The sequence below is a fragment of the Algoriphagus zhangzhouensis genome, from assembly GCF_900148515.1.
In the GTDB taxonomy this organism is placed as follows: domain Bacteria; phylum Bacteroidota; class Bacteroidia; order Cytophagales; family Cyclobacteriaceae; genus Algoriphagus; species Algoriphagus zhangzhouensis.
Genome location: NZ_FRXN01000001.1, coordinates 215,528 through 232,585, shown reverse-complemented (window position 1 = coordinate 232,585; position 17,058 = coordinate 215,528). Strand labels below are relative to the sequence as shown.

Here is a 17,058-nt window from a genome sequence, read left to right as displayed (position 1 = left end):
ACACCTCTTAAAATGATCTAAACAAATCTTGAAATTTGAAGTTTCTACTTTAAATTTCTGCCATGTTCAATTTATTCAAAAAGAAGTCTGAGCTCGAAAAATTGGAAATCCAGTATAAGAAGTTACTCGATGAGTCCTATAAACTTTCTCATTCAAACAGAAAGCTAAGCGATCAAAAGAGCGCCGAAGCGAATGAAATCTCGAACCGAATAGAGAAAATTAAAAAGGGGATTAACTAGATTTATCGAATTTTAAATCAGAGTTTCATCGCTGTCAATGTAGCTACCCAAACGATCAAACAGGAAATCAAAATTCCGATCGCGTTTGCAATAAATGCCTTTCTCCTATCCAAGCCAAATAGATAACCTGCAATGGTTCCAGCATAGACACCTGTTCCCGGTACCGGCATTGCCACAAAAAACATCAGTCCCCAGAATCCATATTTTTCAACATTCTTACCCGCACCTGACTTTGCTCTTCTCCCGACAAAAATTGCTGCCTTTTTGTAATAATAGTATTTCAGGAAGTAGCGGTTGAAGACGTCAAAAAAGAAATTCATAATGGGAAACACCAACAGGTTTGCCAAAAAGCTAAATATCAAAGCCAGATAAATATCTACGCCATTCAACAAAGCATATGGAATCCCAACTTTGGCTTCGCCAAGCGGAGACATGCTCCAAAGCATGGCAGTAAGAAGATCTAAAAACATTTAATAGGAATTGAACGCGGGCGTAAATAACCAGTTTTGAAATGTAAATAACGTGGAAATTGGTTTTGAGTTTTTATTAAATTCAGAAAAAAACTCCCCTATTTTCTTTCTTTTTTCATCGTTCTCTGTTGCTAGAAAACTTAGACCTTATTATTCAAGCACTTAAGTTACATTAAGATTTCGGGTTAGATTCTTTAGTTAGTTTAGGCCCTTTCCAAAGTCGGATGTAATTTTTAAAAAAGGAGATTCTTCCTTCTTCAGATTCGATGTATTTGGGTAAATGTATCCAAGGGATATTTGGGTTTTGATGATGAGCCAGATGAATATTGAAATTCAAGTAAATAATATTCAAAAATCTAGGGACCTTAAGATTATGGGCTCCATTGATGATTTTTCTTGGGCTAAAAGCGTGATTTACATAGTTCTGCGAGGACCAAACAAAACCATTCACCATATACAGAATAATCCACGTAAGAAAATCCCAATCAATCAACCAAAGACAAAACACTTGAAATAAAATGATTATCAATGATTCATTTCTAGTTATTTTGAGCTTAAAGGGATGATCACTTCCTTGTAAAAAGCCCCTGATTTCTGTATGGCTTTTGAAAAATCTAGTATACACCAAAGAAGGGGCTAGGGCAAATAAGATCACGCTCAACCACAAAGCAAAATAACCAAATCCAATCATCATCAGGTAAAGATTCCCATATCTCAACCATTTATTTTGATGTTCGTAATACAGGTCCCACATCTCTTCATCGGTTCTGTTTTTTTTATGATGCTTTAGATGGCAATGTCTAAAAAAATGGAAGGAAACCCCGAACAGTGTACTTAGAAATTGTCCTAAAAAAATGTTCAATTTGGGTTTAGGATGCAAAGCATTATGGGCAGCTTCATGCATCAATGAATAGACTGGGATTAACGTGACACCAAAAGCCAACCCTATCAAAAATTTAAATCCAATATTTTGAGTTTCAGAACCGAGGTATAACAAAAAGAAATAAAGTATAGTACAGCAAACTAATATCAAGCAATTAAGCTTCACCGGAATTGAATACGAATCTTTCATGCACCATCTATTTAAGTATTGAATAAGCCGAAACCTTTCCATATACAAATGAGCGATCCATTTTAAATATTTCCTCGCTCAATAAGTCATCCTTCACTATCGAATTCTTCAACTCTTCAGGTACTTCACGAGGTATCATCAAGTTTCTGAAAATGACTCTTGCATGTGGATTTGCAGTATGTAAAACAGCCCTAAATAAACGAGAGGTTTCCTCCTCACTCATTAGCTCACAAATATTGGACAAAGCAAAACAATCAATACTTCTATCTGGTAATCCATTCAGAAAACTCTGAGCATCTTGAGTCACGATTTTTACTCGATCAACTCTGGATTTTATAATTTCGAAATTGGACTTTTTTAAATACTCAGGAACCTCATTTCGATTTCGATATTTCCCAAGCAAATAGAGTGATAAGAAGTAGTTTCCTTCAATTGGCAAATCTCTAAATACTATTTTAGAACGTTTGTAAAAACTCTCTGAAAAAGAGGAACTTCCATCATCAAAATGGAAATAATCTGCAACCAGACCGCGTTTCGCCAAGATCCATTTATTGAAAAGAATTTTAAATAAATATTTAAACCTCCTTGTATTCCAAACATTATCAAAATACTCCTGTTGTTGTTTTTTTGACTTTGGGTCGAATAGACCAACAACCATTTTTTTACCCTGAAGGAAATTCAAAAATTTACCTGCAAATATTACAAATCGTTCATACTTACCAGCCATTAGAAATCCTTGAGAAATAATGGTTTGGTTCGCCTTCCAAAAGGTCAGAGCATCTGGACTAAGGTGATTTCCTACTTTTTCAAAAATTAACTCTCGATTACCATTTTTCTCCAATCCAGAAAACACACAAAACTCTTCAAAACTTAATGCTTTAAACCCGGCGATTTTCAACTCTAGCACATAAGATTGCGCTAAATTGATGTCAACACTATAGATTTTTTTAGGATCTTTCAATAAAAATCCGAGAACATTACACCCTCCAGAAGTTATCGTAAACAAGGAGCTGTCAGCTTGGATATTTAGTGCTAATTCATCACTTCTTGGATCCTCCCAATTGTGAGTAAACACAAGCTTAGATAATTGCACCTGTTCAGCATTTTTCATTTTTTGTTCGAATTATTACCCTGATTGCATAGACCTCTAGAATTGTAAAATGGAGCCAGAATAACCCCGTGTTTCAAACTCCAACAATATATTTCTTCTATTCCTTTGTTTGTTATATTCCCTTTCCCTGTAGAGTAGTTTTCAAAAACATTTTCAAAAGCCAAAACGATTACCTCCAAAACACACCCATGTGCCAAGAATTGGTCAGGATAGGTGTAAAAAAAATTGGAGTAATCAGGTCGAAACCAATAACCATGACTTACTTTACCCATTCCCCCATGAAATAATAGATTCTCCTTTAAGTCTGAAAATTTCAAATCAAGATTTTTGGGATATCCAGCATCACATATTATAACTCCCTCACGGACATTTTTTATTTCAATATTATTAGAACTGGCTACGCTAATAATGACATCAGCCTCAGGAATCAAATCCTCCAAAGAATTCCCAAGTGCAATATTGACCCCTTGTTCAATTAGCTCTTTTTCGGCATTTTCTAGTTTTGCTTTATTTCTGGCATTTAAGATTAGTTTTTTTACCTTCCCTTTAAAATATTGGATGCACGCCATTCCTATATCTCCAGTCGCTCCGATAACCAGTAGTTTTACACTGTTCAAGTCCTGTCCCGATTCAGCAACTGCTTTTTCTACTGACTTTACAATAAATGCAGCAGTTAGTGTATTGCCTGTAGTCACCTTGAGATCGTACTCCTCAAATGAATCTATATTTCCTTCTAACAAGATGGAAGTAAAACCTCCCAAAGCAACGCGCTTTGCATTTAATTTAGCCGCAAGAATTACGGCCTTTTTCACTTTGTTAATGTTTGTTCTTAAATAAGTTACTCCCAGTTTATCGGGATCAATAAATGATTCGATATAGACACCTGTGACTTCCTTTCCAGTTTTAGATCTAAGAGTAATTCTAAAAATCTCTCTAGGAGGGATAAAACCGAACACCTCCTTGATTTTATCTACAGGTAAAGGCTCCAATTCAGCAGTCCGAATTCCATTAATGAACTTTTGAATACTTTTCCAATCTTCTGAGTGACCTACTATGGCAAAATCTAAGCTGGGAGTTTTGCTATCCATACCATCGATTTATCTCCTGGAATCCCAATTTTATCCAATGCCTCAGCATACAAGTTCAATGCATTTCCTCTCATAATAACTGAATCAAGACCGATATGATGCAATGAATTTTTCATGCACTCTCCATTGCAAACTCCACAATGTCCCCTAAGATCTTGGGTTGCGGAAAATTGAGACAATATTGTCATGCAATCGAAGTGAATAGTCTCAAATTTGGATATGAAGCCTTCAGGATCCTTCTGCAATTCCTCTTGAAGTATTTCAGTTGAATGTTCCATATGCTCCTTTTCTTCATCAGCAATAGCCAAAAATAGCTCTCCTGGAAATCCTCCCAATGCATTCCCAACATCCGTATACATGGATACAGCAAATGATTCTAACATTACTTCTTGGATAATCAGACAGGATATAAAATCATTCTTTTCAGCATATTTTAGAAAAACCTCTCTGACACTTTTCCAATATTCACCATTCAAATTGACTTTGGTGTTTAGTCCCATTTTTTTTGAGCAAGCCAAAAAACCTTCAGCATGATGTCTTTCACTATCTGCATGTTCTACAGCTTCCATTTTCTCATAGGGATCTTCAATAGTTCCTGAAAGGGATGCAAAATTTGACATACCTATGAGCTCTCCTGTAATAGCTTGAGAAAAAACATCTGAGACCACATTAAAGGTCTCTACATTATTAAAATCATAACTAACTTCCTCCATATTTGACAAACTAGTTTATTTAAACAATTGAGTAATCCTTATATGGGATCCCTTCTTTTATTCCCTTCATTTTCATTTTACTATCCTTCATGCTAACAAGCATCCCAACTGATTGAAATGTAAATCGAATTCCTTTGGGAAGCATTTGATTTAGTCCATCCTTTTCATGCAGGCTTAAAGAAACAAATGCGTAGCCTTTTTGAAATGTAATGCGCCTCGCCAAGGAGATTAGCTCATTAATTAGTTTGGGATCTTTACTTTTGACAGCAAAATACTTGATGTACAACATCTTGATAGGCTCACCTTCCAAAGGCAGTTTGGACAACCGAAAAAAGGTGCGAGCACTATTCAAAACAGATAAAGCGAATTTTAAATGCCACTGCATTTTTATAACTACATTTTGCTTTAAATCCATAGTATCGATGAGACACATTACAGATATTAATTGATCACCTTCTCTGACTTCATATAATTGAGTTTTCTCAATCTTATTATTATCAATCACACTGGCCAATTCATGTTTTGAATAATAATTATTTAGAAATTGAAGTATTTCAGAACTTGCTATTGCCTGATTAATTTGATATTTAGAATGAACTTGTTTTTTATTTGAACCTATAAACTGGTAAATATTGAATATTCCTATATTCTCAAAATCAGGGTAGTTTTTCCTGTCGCTAAAAAATACAAATGGCCTTTTATTACCCTTAGAAACATTTAGAAATGCAAAATCTGCATCCTTACTTTCCAGATATTTAACAACCTCATTTGTTAATTGTAGCCCAATCCCCATGTTGCGATGAGACGGTGCTACCTTGAAATCACTTATATAAAACAAAGGTGTTTGGTTCCCATTTATATATACTTCTTGGTCAGACACACATATGGAACCAACAATGGTACTTCCTTCTATAGCGACATAAACATAGGTTTTGCCACGTAACTTATTCAAAGCAAAAAAATTGGGAAATCTATCTATCCGTAAGGCCATATTTCCGGCCATACCAGAGTTACTAGTTAGATCTAACAACTTTTGATTATCCTCTCTTGTTGCCAACCGATATTCTATCATCTAATAATTTACAAAAAAATATCAAACAAAAAACTATAAACAATTAATAACCAGTACTTTATTATATTTAAACTGAATTAATTCCCATATAAAGATCACAAATATCGAATCTTAATTATTGGCTTAATCTAAAGGAGAACTACGCCAAATCATGGGAAAAAGAAGATCTAAAGACATTGTAGATAATTGATGTAGTTACTCGATTTTATTCAACTAACAGTAAATTATCTTTCAAAAGTGATTCCATTTTCAATTCGATTTTTACTCAAATTTTTATTTCCACCGACTCCACCTAAGCAGATAGCCTTGCTGATGGTTGGACGAAGGTCAGAATCAAAGGGGGTTTTACGGCACAACACGAACATACCATTGTAGTTACCGAAAATTCTACCCTGATTTTAAAAGAAATGAATGGGCTCTGGAAAATAAGAGTCACCTATTCATAACAAATGAAATAGGGTATAATTTGAGGCATAAAAAAAAGACCGGAACACTCCCGGTCTCTTTTTCAATCTATTCGAACCTATTAATTAATTCTCATTTAAAACTGTCTTACTTAGCTCTTTGCCTTTTTCAGTAGCCTGAGCAGTCAATTCCTTGCTTCTTTCAGCTGCCTGAGCACTAATCTCTTTCACCAGCTTACCGATTTCATTTCCGGTCTTTTTCATGCTCCCGATCATTTTGTCGAGGTTCTTTTGGTTGATTTTATCGCGGTTTTGATACACAAGGCTTCCTGCAGCAACACCTGCTACCAATCCTCCCAACCAATACATCCAAGATTTATTATTCGTTTTCATAGCTGTAGTTTTTAGTGGTTATACTTTTTATTAAAATTCTATACTACTTAAACGAAAAATCCCGCCAGAGATCTAGTTCTCTAGCATTTATTTGACAACCAATTGAATTTTAGATACTTAAAGAAGTATCAATTTTTTGGTGGTTTTAAGAAATTCTTGCTTTTACTCTTTGCATTTGCACAGGATGTAGAAAGGTTTCTACAAAAAATAAAAAAGCACAGATTCCATAACCTGTGCTTTTCGATTCTTAAGGGTAATTAAAACTACTTTCTCGCAACTTTATCATAGATCCAAAGAACTACCAATGCACCGACAACTGCGGTGATGATACTTGAAAAGCTAAAGCCTCCTGTTGTCCCGATTCCGATAAAACTACCTAACCATCCCCCAACAAAAGCACCTACAACTCCCAAAACCGTTGTCATCAGACAGCCTCCGCCTTGATCGCCTGGCTTGATCCATTTAGCCAATGCACCAGCAACTAATCCTAAGGCGATCCAAACAATAAAATTCCACATGGTATTTACTTTTAAATGTTACTCTTTAAATCTAATATTTTAATTTGAAAATTTATTCGTTTTCAGATCAATTCCTTGAAAATCTAAAATAACTCATTCAGCCTATCCAACCTTTTTAAGGCTTCTTCCAATTCTTGATCTTCTTTGGCAAAGCAAAAGCGTATGATTTTGTCGTCTTGATGATCATGGTAGAAGGCCGAGACAGGAATACAAGCCACCTTCAGTTCCTTGGTCATTCTTTCGGCGAGTTCTTTATCCTCTATTTTGCTCAAATGTCCATATCGTGCAGTTTGGAAGAAACTTCCTTGAGTGGGTTCCAGAATCAAATCCGTCTTTTGCAGACCTTGTAGGAACAAATCTCTCTTTTTCTCATAAAATGAGGGAATAGATTCGTATCGCTCCGGTTTTTCCAAATAGTCACACAAAGCAAATTGAAGGGGTGTGACGGTACTGAAAGTGACAAACTGATGAACTTTTCGAAATTCTTTGGTCAATTCTGGTGGAGCAATGCAATAGCCAATTTTCCATCCAGTCACATGGAAGGTTTTCCCAAATGAACCACATACGAAGGTCTTTTTCCTTAATTCTGGATGTCCAACCAAAGATAAGTGAGGTCTCTGATCAAATGTGATATGCTCATAGACTTCATCACTTACCACATAAATATTTCGATCTCTTACCAAATCAGATAGCTGTTTCATATCCTGCTCAGCCCAAACATAGCCACTGGGGTTGTGAGGCGTATTAATGACAATGAGTTTGGTTTTATAGGTAATTGCATGCTTGACTCTTTCCCAATCCACAGAAAAGTCCTTGGAATCAAGTGGAACATGAATGGTAATTCCTCCTGCCAATTGAATTGCCGGTTCATAGGAATCATAGGCTGGCTCTAAAACCACTACCTCGTCACCTGGGTGAACCACTGCAGTAATTGCTGAAAAAATAGCTTCCGTCGCCCCAGAAACGATGGTCACTTCTTCATCTGGATTTACTTCTGCCCCATAACACCTTAGGATCTTTTCAGCCATTCTTTGTCGAAACTGAGGAATGCCAGACATCGGTGCATATTGATTATAGCCACTCTTGGTATAATGTGCCACCAAGTCCAATAGAACCGGATCAGCACCAAAACCAGGGTATCCTTGGGAAAGATTGATGGCACCTTCATCATGGGCCATTTTGGACATGACTGTAAAGATGGTGGTCCCTACCTGAGGTAATTTTGATCTCATGGGTTGAAAAATGCTGTAAACTTCAAGTAATCGATTTATTTCAAAAAAAGCGACAATTCCTGAGGTTTGTTGGAAACAAAGCCTTTTATGAATTCACAAGAATGAAAGATTCCATAACTTCCACTTTCTGATTCTAGAAAAATTCCCTATTCCTATGGTTCAATTCGAAGAAAAGCTCCAAAAGTTTGATTTCAATCACTGGCAAGTTCATATCCCTGTGGCCGATGAATTCGCCAATCAGATGATGGACAAAAATCATCGAAGGGTTTTGGTTTGGATCAATGATAGTGAAGCCTACCACATGGCCTTGATGAAAGCCAAAGCCTATTGGTACATTCTAGTCAATCAAGATATCAGAAAGAAACTTCGAATTGACGTGGGAGATCAAGTAACTGTCAAATTGGAGCGGGACCACAGTGAGTATGGTCATGAATTACCCGAGGAATTTCAAGTTTTGATGGATCAGGATAAAGAAGGAGCTGCCTATTTCAAAGCCTTGACCCCAGGCCATCAAAGAGGACTGGTATATATCATCACCAAAGTCAAAAGCCCCGAAAGCAGAATGAAAAAAGCGTTGGCAATCATGCATCATCTGAAACTTGCCAAAGGAGTTTTGGATTATAAACAGCTTAATGAATTGATCAAATATTATAATAATCTCTGATCATGGAATTCAAAAACTCAGTATTTATAGCGACTAGCCTAGATGGGTTTATAGCCGATAAGAACGGGGAAATCGAGTGGCTCACCTCCATCCCCAATCCCGATCAAAACGATATGGGCTACCATGCTTTTATGGATTCTATTGACGCCTTAGTAATGGGAAGGGTGACATATGAAACTGTTTTAGGGTTTGGAGGAGAATGGCCCTATTCAAAGCCTGTATTCGTCTTGAGTAATACCCTTGAATCCATACCAGATTACTTAAATGAAAAAGTCTTTTTGATTCATGGAAACCCAAAAGAAATCTTAGAAACCATTCATTCAAAGGGTTTGAATCGACTCTATATTGATGGAGGAAAAACCATTCAATCTTTTATGAAAGAAGGGTTAATCAATGAATTGATAATCACAACTATAACGATATTATTGGGTAGCGGATTTTCTTTATTTGGGGATCTCAATATCCCAATCCATTTTGAATTGAAATCCTCTAAGGTGTATTTAAATCAATATGTTCAGAATCACTTTGTAAAGTCATAAATGACTCAACCATCCTAATGCTGGAATTCCAAAAAGTCGAAGCTAAAAACGGCTTTTATAAGGTAATTTCCATTGAAGCCAAAATCTTTTTAATTTTCATCGATGCTTGAAAACAGAATAAAAATCAATTGTGACCTAGGAGAAGGAGTCGAATGGGAGGATCAAATCATCCCCTATATTGATGCTGCGAGTGTAGCTTGTGGTGGTCACTATGGAAACGCAGCTAGCATTCGAAAAACCCTTATTTCTTGTCAAGATTCTAATAAGAAGGTAGGTGCTCATCCTTCTTATCCTGATGTTGAAAATTTTGGTCGGATCAGTATGGATATTCCCGTTGAAAAGCTGCTGGAGTCAATTGAACAGCAAATTGCGCTCTTTGAATCCATCCGAAAAGAATTGGGAATGGAAATGGATCATATCAAATTTCATGGAGCACTATACAATGATGCAGCTAAGAATCCTAATCTGGCAAAAGCCTTAGTTGATTTTATTGCATCAGCTTATCCAAATACCTGTCTATTCGTTCCTCCACAATCAGAAACAGAAAAGGCAGCCAAAGAAAAAGGATTAAAAATTAGAAGGGAAATATTTGGAGATAGAGCCTATGGGAATGACCTGAAATTAAGACCCAGATCTGAAGAAAATAGCCTTTATCATACATTTGAGCAGGTTAATGGTCAATTAGAAGCGGTTTTTGAACACCGGTCAATCAGAGCGGTAAATGGTCAATTGATCCCTATCATGGCAGAAACCATTTGCTTTCATGGAGACAATCCTGCTGCATTGACAGTTCTACCTCAAATCAGAAAGAAATGGTGGAGCTGAAACCTGAAATAAAACAAATTGGACCAAACCTTACTGAAATCTCCTGGCCCACTCAAATGGTTGGAGAGCTGCTTTTCAAGCGAATTCAGATCGAAAAAGCTATCCAAAAAGAGTTCTGCAACTATATCATTGAAACCAGAGCCGGATATCAAAGCATTTCTATTGTCTGGAAAAAAAAGCCGGAAATGGAACAATTATCGATGTTTTTGAACCAGGTTCAAGAAGATTCTATTCAACTAGATTTCAATCTTTGGGAAATTCCCGTTTGTTATGATCAGATTTTAGGAAAAGATTTATATGCATATTCAAAAGCTAAATCTTTTAGCATAGAAGATATAATCAACCTCCACTCTGAAAGTAACTACCAATTGAATTTCTACGGGTTTTTACCGGGTTTCATGTACCTCTCAGGCTTAAATCCTCTTTTGGCCCATCCTAGGAAGTCTGTACCCGATCGGTCGATAGATGCGGGTTCTGTTGCCATTGGAGGAAATCTAACTGGTATTTACCCTCAAAACAGTCCTGGTGGCTGGCATGTCATTGGTAAAACTCCTACACCCTTTTTCAATCCCTATTGTGATCCTCCTGTTTGGGCTAAACCAGGAGATCAAATCAGATTTACTCCTATTTCAATGGCTGAATATGAAAGAATGTCTGCTCACCCCAAATTCCCCAAAGTAGTATGATTAAGGATTGGACATTTGCAAAAATCCTAGCATCGGGACCTGGAACCAGCATTCGAGATCTTGGAAGAGTAGGCTATGCACAATTTGGTGTACCTATTTCAGGTCCAGCAGATTTGCAGGCGTTCCAATGGAACAATCATTTGCTTCAAAATAAAGAAAATGATGCCCAGCTAGAAATCAGTCAACCTGGATTTAAAATCCAATTTCTAGCTCCAACTCTCATTTCAATCTCAGGAGCTTTATCTAAAGTAATACTTAAAAATAAACTCATTAATAATACTGGTTTACAGGAAATTAACTTTGAAGACATTCTTGAAATCGGAAATATTGAATCAGGGTCAATTATTTACATTGGTATAAAGCATGGTTTCCTGTCAGAGCAAATCCTGAAATCTAGAAGTCTATTAAAAGGAATCACTAAAACCTTTCAAATAGCAAAAGGAGATGAAGTCCCCTACTTTACCAATCAGGAAATCCCGCTGTTGAATAGGCTTTCTCAAGTAAAGTGGAACAGCCAATATCTTTCTGAGGAGATAGTCCGAGTCTTTACCGGACCTGAATGGGATCAACTTCCACCAACTATTCAAAAATCTCTTTTCAACCAGTCCTTCCATATTTCACCTATGAAAAACAGCATGGCTGTTCAATTGGAGGAATTGATTTCAAATGAAATTCCAGGTATTGCTTCTGCTCCTGTTTTCCCGGGAACTATTCAATTGACATCAGGAGGGAAATTGCTGTGCCTTCTGCAGGATGCCCAAGTGACAGGAGGCTATCCACGAATTCTTCAAGTAATGGAGGATGATCTCAGGATTTTGGCACAAAAAAAACCGGGGCAAAAGCTCCGGTTCCTTTTGGTTAAAAATTAGACCTATTCCCAGGTCGGGGTACCATGGTACGTTTCCCAAAACGCTTTCCAGAAAAATAACATTTCCATTTCAAATTTTTTCCTGTTCAATTGAATCGTAGCCCAGTCTATGTCTCCTTCATCATCATACTCCTCCGAAACTAACTCGGCAAGTGAACCTGCACCACCATAGGCAAGGAGTTTATTCATTTGTGTTTCGACGTCCACACCGTAATAGGTTCCCAAAGTTTCGATCAAAATATCAGCTTTGCCTCTAGCATTTACGCCCAATCTTGCCGCCTCTCTTACTCTTTGTACTGCTGGCAATAGCAAGCTTACTTGTACTGGCTCCATTCCTGTTCCTACCTTCAATTGCTCAATCAATCTGGAAGTTTGCGCTGGATCTCTTTGATAGGACAATTCAAGAAGTAAAGCTGCAGTCTCCTCTGTTTCAGGCTTTTTCACTGGAGGAATACTATCACACCAAATGTTATCACAAGGCTCAGTAGCATTTGCAGTAGAGCTGTTACCAATGATCCTCGAGAAATGAAAACCTGGTTCTCTTCCATCTCTTGACTCCCCAGGGATGTCAGGAATTCTCAAATAATAGTCGATAGCGGCAGTTTCGTCATCGATGAACGATGCAATATCAAATTCAATCTCATGCTCATCCCCAGCCATTTCATCATGATTTCTTTGAGATAGAGGGCTTAGAAACTCCCCTCTTTTCTTCAAGGTAGAATCCCAGACTGACATAGACTTTTTGATCATATCCTCAATGAATTGGACTTCGTCTCTCGTATTCTCAAGTTTCATCAATGCTTTTTCCTTTGGAATACATATTTCCAAACCTTCATAGGCATATTCTGCCAACTGATAATTCTTGTCAATTTTATTGGTAGCTAGCATTTCTACTTCAGCCATTCTTGCATTTGCTATTGAAAGCTCTCCACTTTGCACTTGTGGGTCAACCGCTTCGTTTTCCATGCTGTCACATGAACTTTGGAGAATCATCGCTCCTACACCTAAGATTAAAAGATACTTTTTCATGATTTTATAAAATTTATTTTTGGTTTCGATCTCTAGGGCATTTCCCCTGTTGGACGATTCAAACTTAGGATGGATCGAAATTCTTTACCTCGGAGAATTTATTGAAAACAGATTCCAATTGACGGATGAAGGATTTGAATTGATAGATGCAAAAATCAATTTAAATCACTGATTTACAGATTTTTAATAGGACTATTTCATCCGTCAAATGAAAAGCACGATCCATCAATTGAAAAGCCCTATTCATCAAAATCAAACATAAAAAACATCACTAATTCTCTAATTTTCACATGCTTCAAAGAGGCAATTTGCCAGAAGCATTAATGGAATTGAGATTAAATAAGAGTATCGTGAAAAGCATTCAAGCTTCAGAAATAGAGGAAATCCTCCTTCACTTTTCAAAGTCTATGGTGACCATAGATTCTGAGGAGGAATTGCTGTGGGATATGGTCAAAAACTGTATTTCCATTCTGGACTTTGAAGATGCAGTAATCTATTTAATGGATGAATCTGGAGAGTTTCTGGTTCAAAAAGCAGCCATTGGGCCCAAAAGTCCTGATGGTAAAGAATTGATCAATGCAATGAAAATCCCTTTGGGATCCGGAGTGACCGGAAAAGTCGCACAAACTGGCCTTCCCATAGTCATCAATGACACCAGGCTTGAGCCGGATTATATTCAAGATGATGAGTTTCGTTTATCTGAATTAGCTGTTCCTATCCTATTAGAGGGAAAAGTAATTGGTGTCATAGATAGCGAAAACTCCAAAGAGGGCTATTTCACTGACCAACATCTTCGTATACTTCATGCCGTTGCCTCCATCTACGCCGGACAGATAGCCCGATTGAGAGCAGAGCAAAAAGCCAAGAAAGAGCAATTCGAACGATGGAAAGTCCAGCAAAGAATCTACAGAATGCAAATGGAGGCCATTTCCGCACAGCTAAGCCCTCATTTTGTATTCAATTCTTTGAATGCGATTCAACACTATATCTTATTGGAAGACAAGCGGAAATCTCTCCGATTCCTGAGCATTTTTGGAAAGCTTTTAAGGTATTTTCTTGGACAGATCCATCAGGAGACAGTTTTGGTACGGGATGAAATACAAATGTTGGATTGGTACCTCCAGCTCCAAAAGTTGAGATATGAGGAGAAATTTGTTTACGATATTGAAGAACACAGGGTAGATGCTCTTCCAAACAGTAAAATTCCTGCTGTGGTAGTTCAAAGTTTAATTGAAAACCTTCTTGAAGAACACATCAATCAAAGCCAGGGAAATCTGAGAATCAAAGCCCTCTTTTCTATCAAAGAGTTCGAAGTACATTTTAAAGTCCAATTAGAAATCCCTGAAAATGAATGTGAATCCAAGTCAAAATCAGAATATTTTAGAGAATTGACCCCTTGGGAAGATTATGTCAAACTCATCAATGAAATACGTCCTTATCAGATCAAAAGCCAAGTGAAGCAAGAAAAGTCAGAAAATGGACATTGTTTGAAAGTTGTTGAATTGATTTTTCCTAACTTGATGTAATGAGAAAGAATATTTTTTTAATGCTTTTTCTTGGATTCTTGCTTTCAAACCTTGCCTTCTCGCAGTCCATTTCTCTCAACTATAAAATTCCAATTCCAACTAAGGTCCTTGCTATAGACACAGCCGCTTCTATCAAACAAATTCAAAATCTATCGGATTTGAGGACTTTCCATGGCTCTGAAAATTTAGGTTCTGCACGTGCAAAGACCAATTACTGGTTTGAAATTGACTTTTCTGAGTTTTTAGAAAATCATCCGAATCTAGACAGTTTGATATTCTATCCTGTGGGAATCGAAAAAGGAAGTTTATTTGTTTGGAATCAAGACCACTTTGATTCGCTTTCCTTAAATCGCTTTGAGGAAAATGTACTCTTACGCTCTGAATTCTCTGGCTTGAACTATGTACCTATTCCCGTTCAAAACCTATATCATGGCAGTAAGTTGTTCATGCGGGTTAATTACATCCGGATTTCTCCCAATCTCACCAACAAAGTGTTCTATAGCAGCACTCCGCAAGCTCACGCTACTTTTTCAAAGTTAGTCAGTAGAAACAGTTTCAAATCCCAGGTACTGGCCTATTTTTTCTTGGGGGTTGCCTTTGTACTGTTGGTTTTTAACCTGATTCTCTTCTCCTATATGAAGGATCGGCAATACATCTATTACGGTCTGTTTATCCTGTTCCAATTGATGTATTATTCCCAAATCAGCCCAACCCTAGCCCACGTTTTCGGCTACCAATATTCGAAGTTCTTTTTTTGGTTGACGACCGTTTCCCAAGTCATCATCAATTTGACCTACTTGATGTTTATCCGGCACTTTCTGGATTTCAAGGAAAAGATGCCCAAGTTTGATCGGATCGTGAAAGGACTTGCTTACGGGCTTTGCGGATTCACTCTCCTGATGGCTGTTTTGGTAATTATCAATCCCTACAGTCGTCTTCAGGCTGATTTGATGAATGTGGAGAGGATTTTTATGGCCACATTCACTTTATTCGCAGTCATTTATCTCTGGAGAAATTACCCAGACAATCTAGTTTGGTTTGTGATTTCAGGAACAGTCATTTTTACTACTGGAGCCCTTTGCACGATGTTTTTGCTTGATCTAGACTACATGGTTGCCGGCTCTGCGGTGGAAAGTATCATCTTTTCCTTTGGTCTTTCTTACAAGATCAAAGCAATCAGTTCTCAAAAACAAAAAGCAGAAATCGAGGCCTATCAAACCAAACTCGGTGCACTCCGGGCCCAGATCAATCCGCACTTCATTTTCAACAGTTTAGCCTCTATTCAACACTTAATCAGCAGTGGACAGAATAAGGCAGCACTTCGGTATTTGTCCAAATTCAGCAAGTTTGTTCGTCAGGTGCTAGAAAATTCATTGGACATACATATCACTTTGGAAAAAGAAATTGAATTGCTGAAAGTCTACCTAGATCTAGAATCCTTGCGCTTTGATCATGCTTTTTCCTACGAAATCGAAATTGATGCTAAGTCAAATCTGGATCAAGAGGAAGTGCCAATGATGATCGTTCAGCCTTTTGTAGAAAATGCCATCAAGCATGGCTTGCTCCCCAAAAAAGAAGGAGATAAAAAATTGAAAATCCATTTTCACGAATGTGATCAATTTATCCATTGCGAAGTGATGGATAATGGAATCGGAATAACAGCTTCCAAAGCCAATAAAAGTCCGAATTCAAGACCATCTAGAGGCCTGATGCTCACCGAAGAGCGATTGAAAATGGCTCATAAATCCATCGATCAGGAAGAATTGATTCAATTCTCAGATTGTCACCCAGGAACCAAAGTTCTAATCAAAATCCCCAAACTATGAAATCCATCACCGCTGTAATAGTAGAAGACGAAGTACATAGCAGAGAGACATTAAAGAGTTTTTTGAAGGAATTTTGCCCAGAAGTTGAGCTTTTGGATATGGCTACGAATGTGGAAGAAGGCATTCAAAAAATCACCCAATTGAGGCCACAACTAGTATTCTTGGATATTGAGCTCCAGACAGGCACTGGTTTCGACGTACTTCAAAAAGTAAATCATCTGGATTTTCATCTGATCTTTACTACAGCTTTCGAACATTATGCAATCAAGGCCATCAAATTCAGCTCCATTGACTATTTGCTTAAACCCATAGACATTGATGAATTGGTGATGGCGGTACAAAAGGCTTTGAAGCAAGCTGAGCAAGAGACAAGACAGAACCTGTTTGAAAACCTACTCAACAATCTCGGTTCAGGAAGTAAAGAGGCGAAAAAGATATGTTTGGCGACTTCAGAGGGCATAGAATTCATACCTACAGATCAAATCTCCCACTGTGAAGCAAACGGGTCCTATACAGACTTTTTCTTGACAGATGGCAGAAAAATGATGGTGAGTAAAAACCTGAAGGAATATGAAAACATGCTTTCGGACATGAATTTCATGAGAGTTCACAATAGTTATCTGATCAATCTTTCTGAAGTCAAAAAATTCGTCAAGTCAGAGGGTGGCTATATAGTCATGAATGGAGATCAACAAGTAAGTATTTCCAATTCCAGACGTGAAGAGTTTTTAAAAAGAATGGGGATTTAGATTAGGCGCTCAAATTTTTTAAAATTAATGCGGC

General features: G+C 37.3%; 19 protein-coding genes. 9 read left to right on the top strand and 10 right to left on the bottom strand.

The window, feature by feature from the left end; translation table 11 throughout:
- Window positions 1–62: 62 nt before the first annotated feature.
- A complete protein-coding gene (locus tag BUF13_RS20495) occupies window positions 63–239 on the top strand; it encodes a Lacal_2735 family protein (protein WP_134204282.1) in 177 nt (58 codons plus the stop codon).
- A 17-nt stretch (window positions 240–256) separates the two neighbouring features.
- Here BUF13_RS20495 and BUF13_RS00945 read toward each other — a convergent pair whose 3' ends face one another.
- From BUF13_RS00945 to BUF13_RS00905, 9 genes are all read right to left on the bottom strand, one after another.
- Complete coding sequence (locus tag BUF13_RS00945; protein ID WP_073569882.1) at window positions 257–709, bottom strand: COG2426 family protein; 453 nt, start codon at window positions 707–709, stop codon at window positions 257–259.
- Window positions 710–881: 172 nt separating this feature from the next.
- The gene (locus BUF13_RS00940; protein WP_166669801.1) at window positions 882–1,781 is read right to left on the bottom strand and encodes a fatty acid desaturase family protein; all 900 of its coding nucleotides are present in this window, start codon (window positions 1,779–1,781) and stop codon (window positions 882–884) included.
- A gap of 7 nt (window positions 1,782–1,788) precedes the next feature.
- Window positions 1,789–2,892, bottom strand: a complete 1,104-nt coding sequence (locus BUF13_RS00935) for a DUF3419 family protein (RefSeq protein WP_073569880.1) — start codon at window positions 2,890–2,892, stop codon at window positions 1,789–1,791.
- Window positions 2,889–3,980, bottom strand: a complete 1,092-nt coding sequence (locus BUF13_RS00930; protein ID WP_073569879.1) for a hypothetical protein — start codon at window positions 3,978–3,980, stop codon at window positions 2,889–2,891. The genes BUF13_RS00935 and BUF13_RS00930 overlap by 4 nt, the downstream gene beginning before the upstream one ends.
- Window positions 3,956–4,693 carry a long-chain fatty aldehyde decarbonylase gene (locus BUF13_RS00925; protein ID WP_073569878.1) on the bottom strand — a complete coding sequence of 246 codons (738 nt, stop codon included), beginning with the start codon at window positions 4,691–4,693 and terminating at the stop codon, window positions 3,956–3,958. Before BUF13_RS00925 ends, BUF13_RS00930 begins: the two co-directional genes overlap by 25 nt.
- Before the next feature lie 19 nt (window positions 4,694–4,712).
- Window positions 4,713–5,765 carry a GNAT family N-acetyltransferase gene (locus tag BUF13_RS00920; RefSeq protein WP_073569877.1) on the bottom strand — a complete coding sequence of 351 codons (1,053 nt, stop codon included), beginning with the start codon at window positions 5,763–5,765 and terminating at the stop codon, window positions 4,713–4,715.
- 530 nt (window positions 5,766–6,295) lie between these two features.
- Entirely contained in the window at window positions 6,296–6,562 is a 267-nt protein-coding gene (locus BUF13_RS00915) for a hypothetical protein (RefSeq protein ID WP_073569876.1), read from the bottom strand.
- A 263-nt stretch (window positions 6,563–6,825) separates the two neighbouring features.
- Window positions 6,826–7,080: a GlsB/YeaQ/YmgE family stress response membrane protein gene (locus BUF13_RS00910; protein WP_073569875.1), complete on the bottom strand. Its 255-nt coding sequence runs from the start codon at window positions 7,078–7,080 to the stop codon at window positions 6,826–6,828.
- An 83-nt stretch (window positions 7,081–7,163) separates the two neighbouring features.
- Window positions 7,164–8,312, bottom strand: coding sequence for a methionine aminotransferase (locus tag BUF13_RS00905; protein ID WP_073569874.1), 1,149 nt, complete (start codon window positions 8,310–8,312; stop codon window positions 7,164–7,166).
- A 154-nt stretch (window positions 8,313–8,466) separates the two neighbouring features.
- Between BUF13_RS00905 and BUF13_RS00900 the strand changes: the two genes are divergently transcribed.
- The 5 genes from BUF13_RS00900 to BUF13_RS00880 all read left to right on the top strand — a co-directional run bounded on the left by BUF13_RS00900 (window position 8,467) and on the right by BUF13_RS00880 (window position 11,895).
- Window positions 8,467–8,976 (top strand): YdeI/OmpD-associated family protein, encoded by a 510-nt coding sequence (locus BUF13_RS00900; RefSeq protein ID WP_073569873.1) that lies wholly within the window; start codon window positions 8,467–8,469, stop codon window positions 8,974–8,976.
- A 2-nt stretch (window positions 8,977–8,978) separates the two neighbouring features.
- Window positions 8,979–9,515 (top strand): dihydrofolate reductase family protein, encoded by a 537-nt coding sequence (locus BUF13_RS00895; RefSeq protein WP_073569872.1) that lies wholly within the window; start codon window positions 8,979–8,981, stop codon window positions 9,513–9,515.
- 102 nt (window positions 9,516–9,617) lie between these two features.
- The gene (pxpA, locus tag BUF13_RS00890) at window positions 9,618–10,340 is read left to right on the top strand and encodes a 5-oxoprolinase subunit PxpA (RefSeq protein WP_073569871.1); all 723 of its coding nucleotides are present in this window, start codon (window positions 9,618–9,620) and stop codon (window positions 10,338–10,340) included.
- A complete protein-coding gene (locus BUF13_RS00885; protein ID WP_073569870.1) occupies window positions 10,328–11,026 on the top strand; it encodes a 5-oxoprolinase subunit B family protein in 699 nt (232 codons plus the stop codon). The genes pxpA and BUF13_RS00885 overlap by 13 nt, the downstream gene beginning before the upstream one ends.
- Window positions 11,023–11,895: a 5-oxoprolinase subunit C family protein gene (locus tag BUF13_RS00880; RefSeq protein WP_073569869.1), complete on the top strand. Its 873-nt coding sequence runs from the start codon at window positions 11,023–11,025 to the stop codon at window positions 11,893–11,895. The genes BUF13_RS00885 and BUF13_RS00880 overlap by 4 nt, the downstream gene beginning before the upstream one ends.
- Window positions 11,896–11,897: 2 nt before the next feature.
- On the opposite strand, the gene BUF13_RS00875 is transcribed toward BUF13_RS00880, so the two are convergent.
- Entirely contained in the window at window positions 11,898–12,923 is a 1,026-nt protein-coding gene (locus BUF13_RS00875; RefSeq protein ID WP_073569868.1) for a hypothetical protein, read from the bottom strand.
- Window positions 12,924–13,213: 290 nt separating this feature from the next.
- Between BUF13_RS00875 and BUF13_RS00870 the strand changes: the two genes are divergently transcribed.
- The 3 genes from BUF13_RS00870 to BUF13_RS00860 are packed head-to-tail and all read left to right on the top strand — an operon-like array spanning window position 13,214 to window position 17,024.
- Window positions 13,214–14,449 carry a histidine kinase gene (locus BUF13_RS00870; RefSeq protein ID WP_073569867.1) on the top strand — a complete coding sequence of 412 codons (1,236 nt, stop codon included), beginning with the start codon at window positions 13,214–13,216 and terminating at the stop codon, window positions 14,447–14,449.
- Window positions 14,449–16,275, top strand: coding sequence for a sensor histidine kinase (locus BUF13_RS00865; RefSeq protein WP_073569866.1), 1,827 nt, complete (start codon window positions 14,449–14,451; stop codon window positions 16,273–16,275). Before BUF13_RS00870 ends, BUF13_RS00865 begins: the two co-directional genes overlap by 1 nt.
- Window positions 16,272–17,024, top strand: a complete 753-nt coding sequence (locus tag BUF13_RS00860; protein ID WP_073569865.1) for a LytR/AlgR family response regulator transcription factor — start codon at window positions 16,272–16,274, stop codon at window positions 17,022–17,024. Before BUF13_RS00865 ends, BUF13_RS00860 begins: the two co-directional genes overlap by 4 nt.
- The last annotated feature ends 34 nt before the right edge of the window (window positions 17,025–17,058 follow it).

Excerpts from the sequence above, each read along its gene's own strand:
- BUF13_RS00935 (WP_073569880.1), bottom strand. The coding sequence starts at position 2,892 with ATGAAAAATGCTGAACAGGTGCAATTATCTAAGCTTGTGTTTACTCAC.
- pxpA (WP_073569871.1), top strand. The coding sequence starts at position 9,618 with ATGCTTGAAAACAGAATAAAAATCAATTGTGACCTAGGAGAAGGAGTC.
- BUF13_RS00900 (WP_073569873.1), top strand. The coding sequence starts at position 8,467 with ATGGTTCAATTCGAAGAAAAGCTCCAAAAGTTTGATTTCAATCACTGG.
- BUF13_RS00885 (WP_073569870.1), top strand. The coding sequence starts at position 10,328 with ATGGTGGAGCTGAAACCTGAAATAAAACAAATTGGACCAAACCTTACT.
- BUF13_RS00880 (WP_073569869.1), top strand. The coding sequence starts at position 11,023 with ATGATTAAGGATTGGACATTTGCAAAAATCCTAGCATCGGGACCTGGA.
- BUF13_RS00895 (WP_073569872.1), top strand. The coding sequence starts at position 8,979 with ATGGAATTCAAAAACTCAGTATTTATAGCGACTAGCCTAGATGGGTTT.
- BUF13_RS00915 (WP_073569876.1), bottom strand. The coding sequence starts at position 6,562 with ATGAAAACGAATAATAAATCTTGGATGTATTGGTTGGGAGGATTGGTA.
- BUF13_RS20495 (WP_134204282.1), top strand. The coding sequence starts at position 63 with ATGTTCAATTTATTCAAAAAGAAGTCTGAGCTCGAAAAATTGGAAATC.
- BUF13_RS00930 (WP_073569879.1), bottom strand. The coding sequence starts at position 3,980 with ATGGATAGCAAAACTCCCAGCTTAGATTTTGCCATAGTAGGTCACTCA.
- BUF13_RS00865 (WP_073569866.1), top strand. The coding sequence starts at position 14,449 with ATGAGAAAGAATATTTTTTTAATGCTTTTTCTTGGATTCTTGCTTTCA.
- BUF13_RS00920 (WP_073569877.1), bottom strand. The coding sequence starts at position 5,765 with ATGATAGAATATCGGTTGGCAACAAGAGAGGATAATCAAAAGTTGTTA.
- BUF13_RS00860 (WP_073569865.1), top strand. The coding sequence starts at position 16,272 with ATGAAATCCATCACCGCTGTAATAGTAGAAGACGAAGTACATAGCAGA.
- BUF13_RS00875 (WP_073569868.1), bottom strand. The coding sequence starts at position 12,923 with ATGAAAAAGTATCTTTTAATCTTAGGTGTAGGAGCGATGATTCTCCAA.
- BUF13_RS00870 (WP_073569867.1), top strand. The coding sequence starts at position 13,214 with ATGCTTCAAAGAGGCAATTTGCCAGAAGCATTAATGGAATTGAGATTA.
- BUF13_RS00905 (WP_073569874.1), bottom strand. The coding sequence starts at position 8,312 with ATGAGATCAAAATTACCTCAGGTAGGGACCACCATCTTTACAGTCATG.
- BUF13_RS00940 (WP_166669801.1), bottom strand. The coding sequence starts at position 1,781 with ATGAAAGATTCGTATTCAATTCCGGTGAAGCTTAATTGCTTGATATTA.
- BUF13_RS00945 (WP_073569882.1), bottom strand. The coding sequence starts at position 709 with ATGTTTTTAGATCTTCTTACTGCCATGCTTTGGAGCATGTCTCCGCTT.
- BUF13_RS00925 (WP_073569878.1), bottom strand. The coding sequence starts at position 4,693 with ATGGAGGAAGTTAGTTATGATTTTAATAATGTAGAGACCTTTAATGTG.
- BUF13_RS00910 (WP_073569875.1), bottom strand. The coding sequence starts at position 7,080 with ATGTGGAATTTTATTGTTTGGATCGCCTTAGGATTAGTTGCTGGTGCA.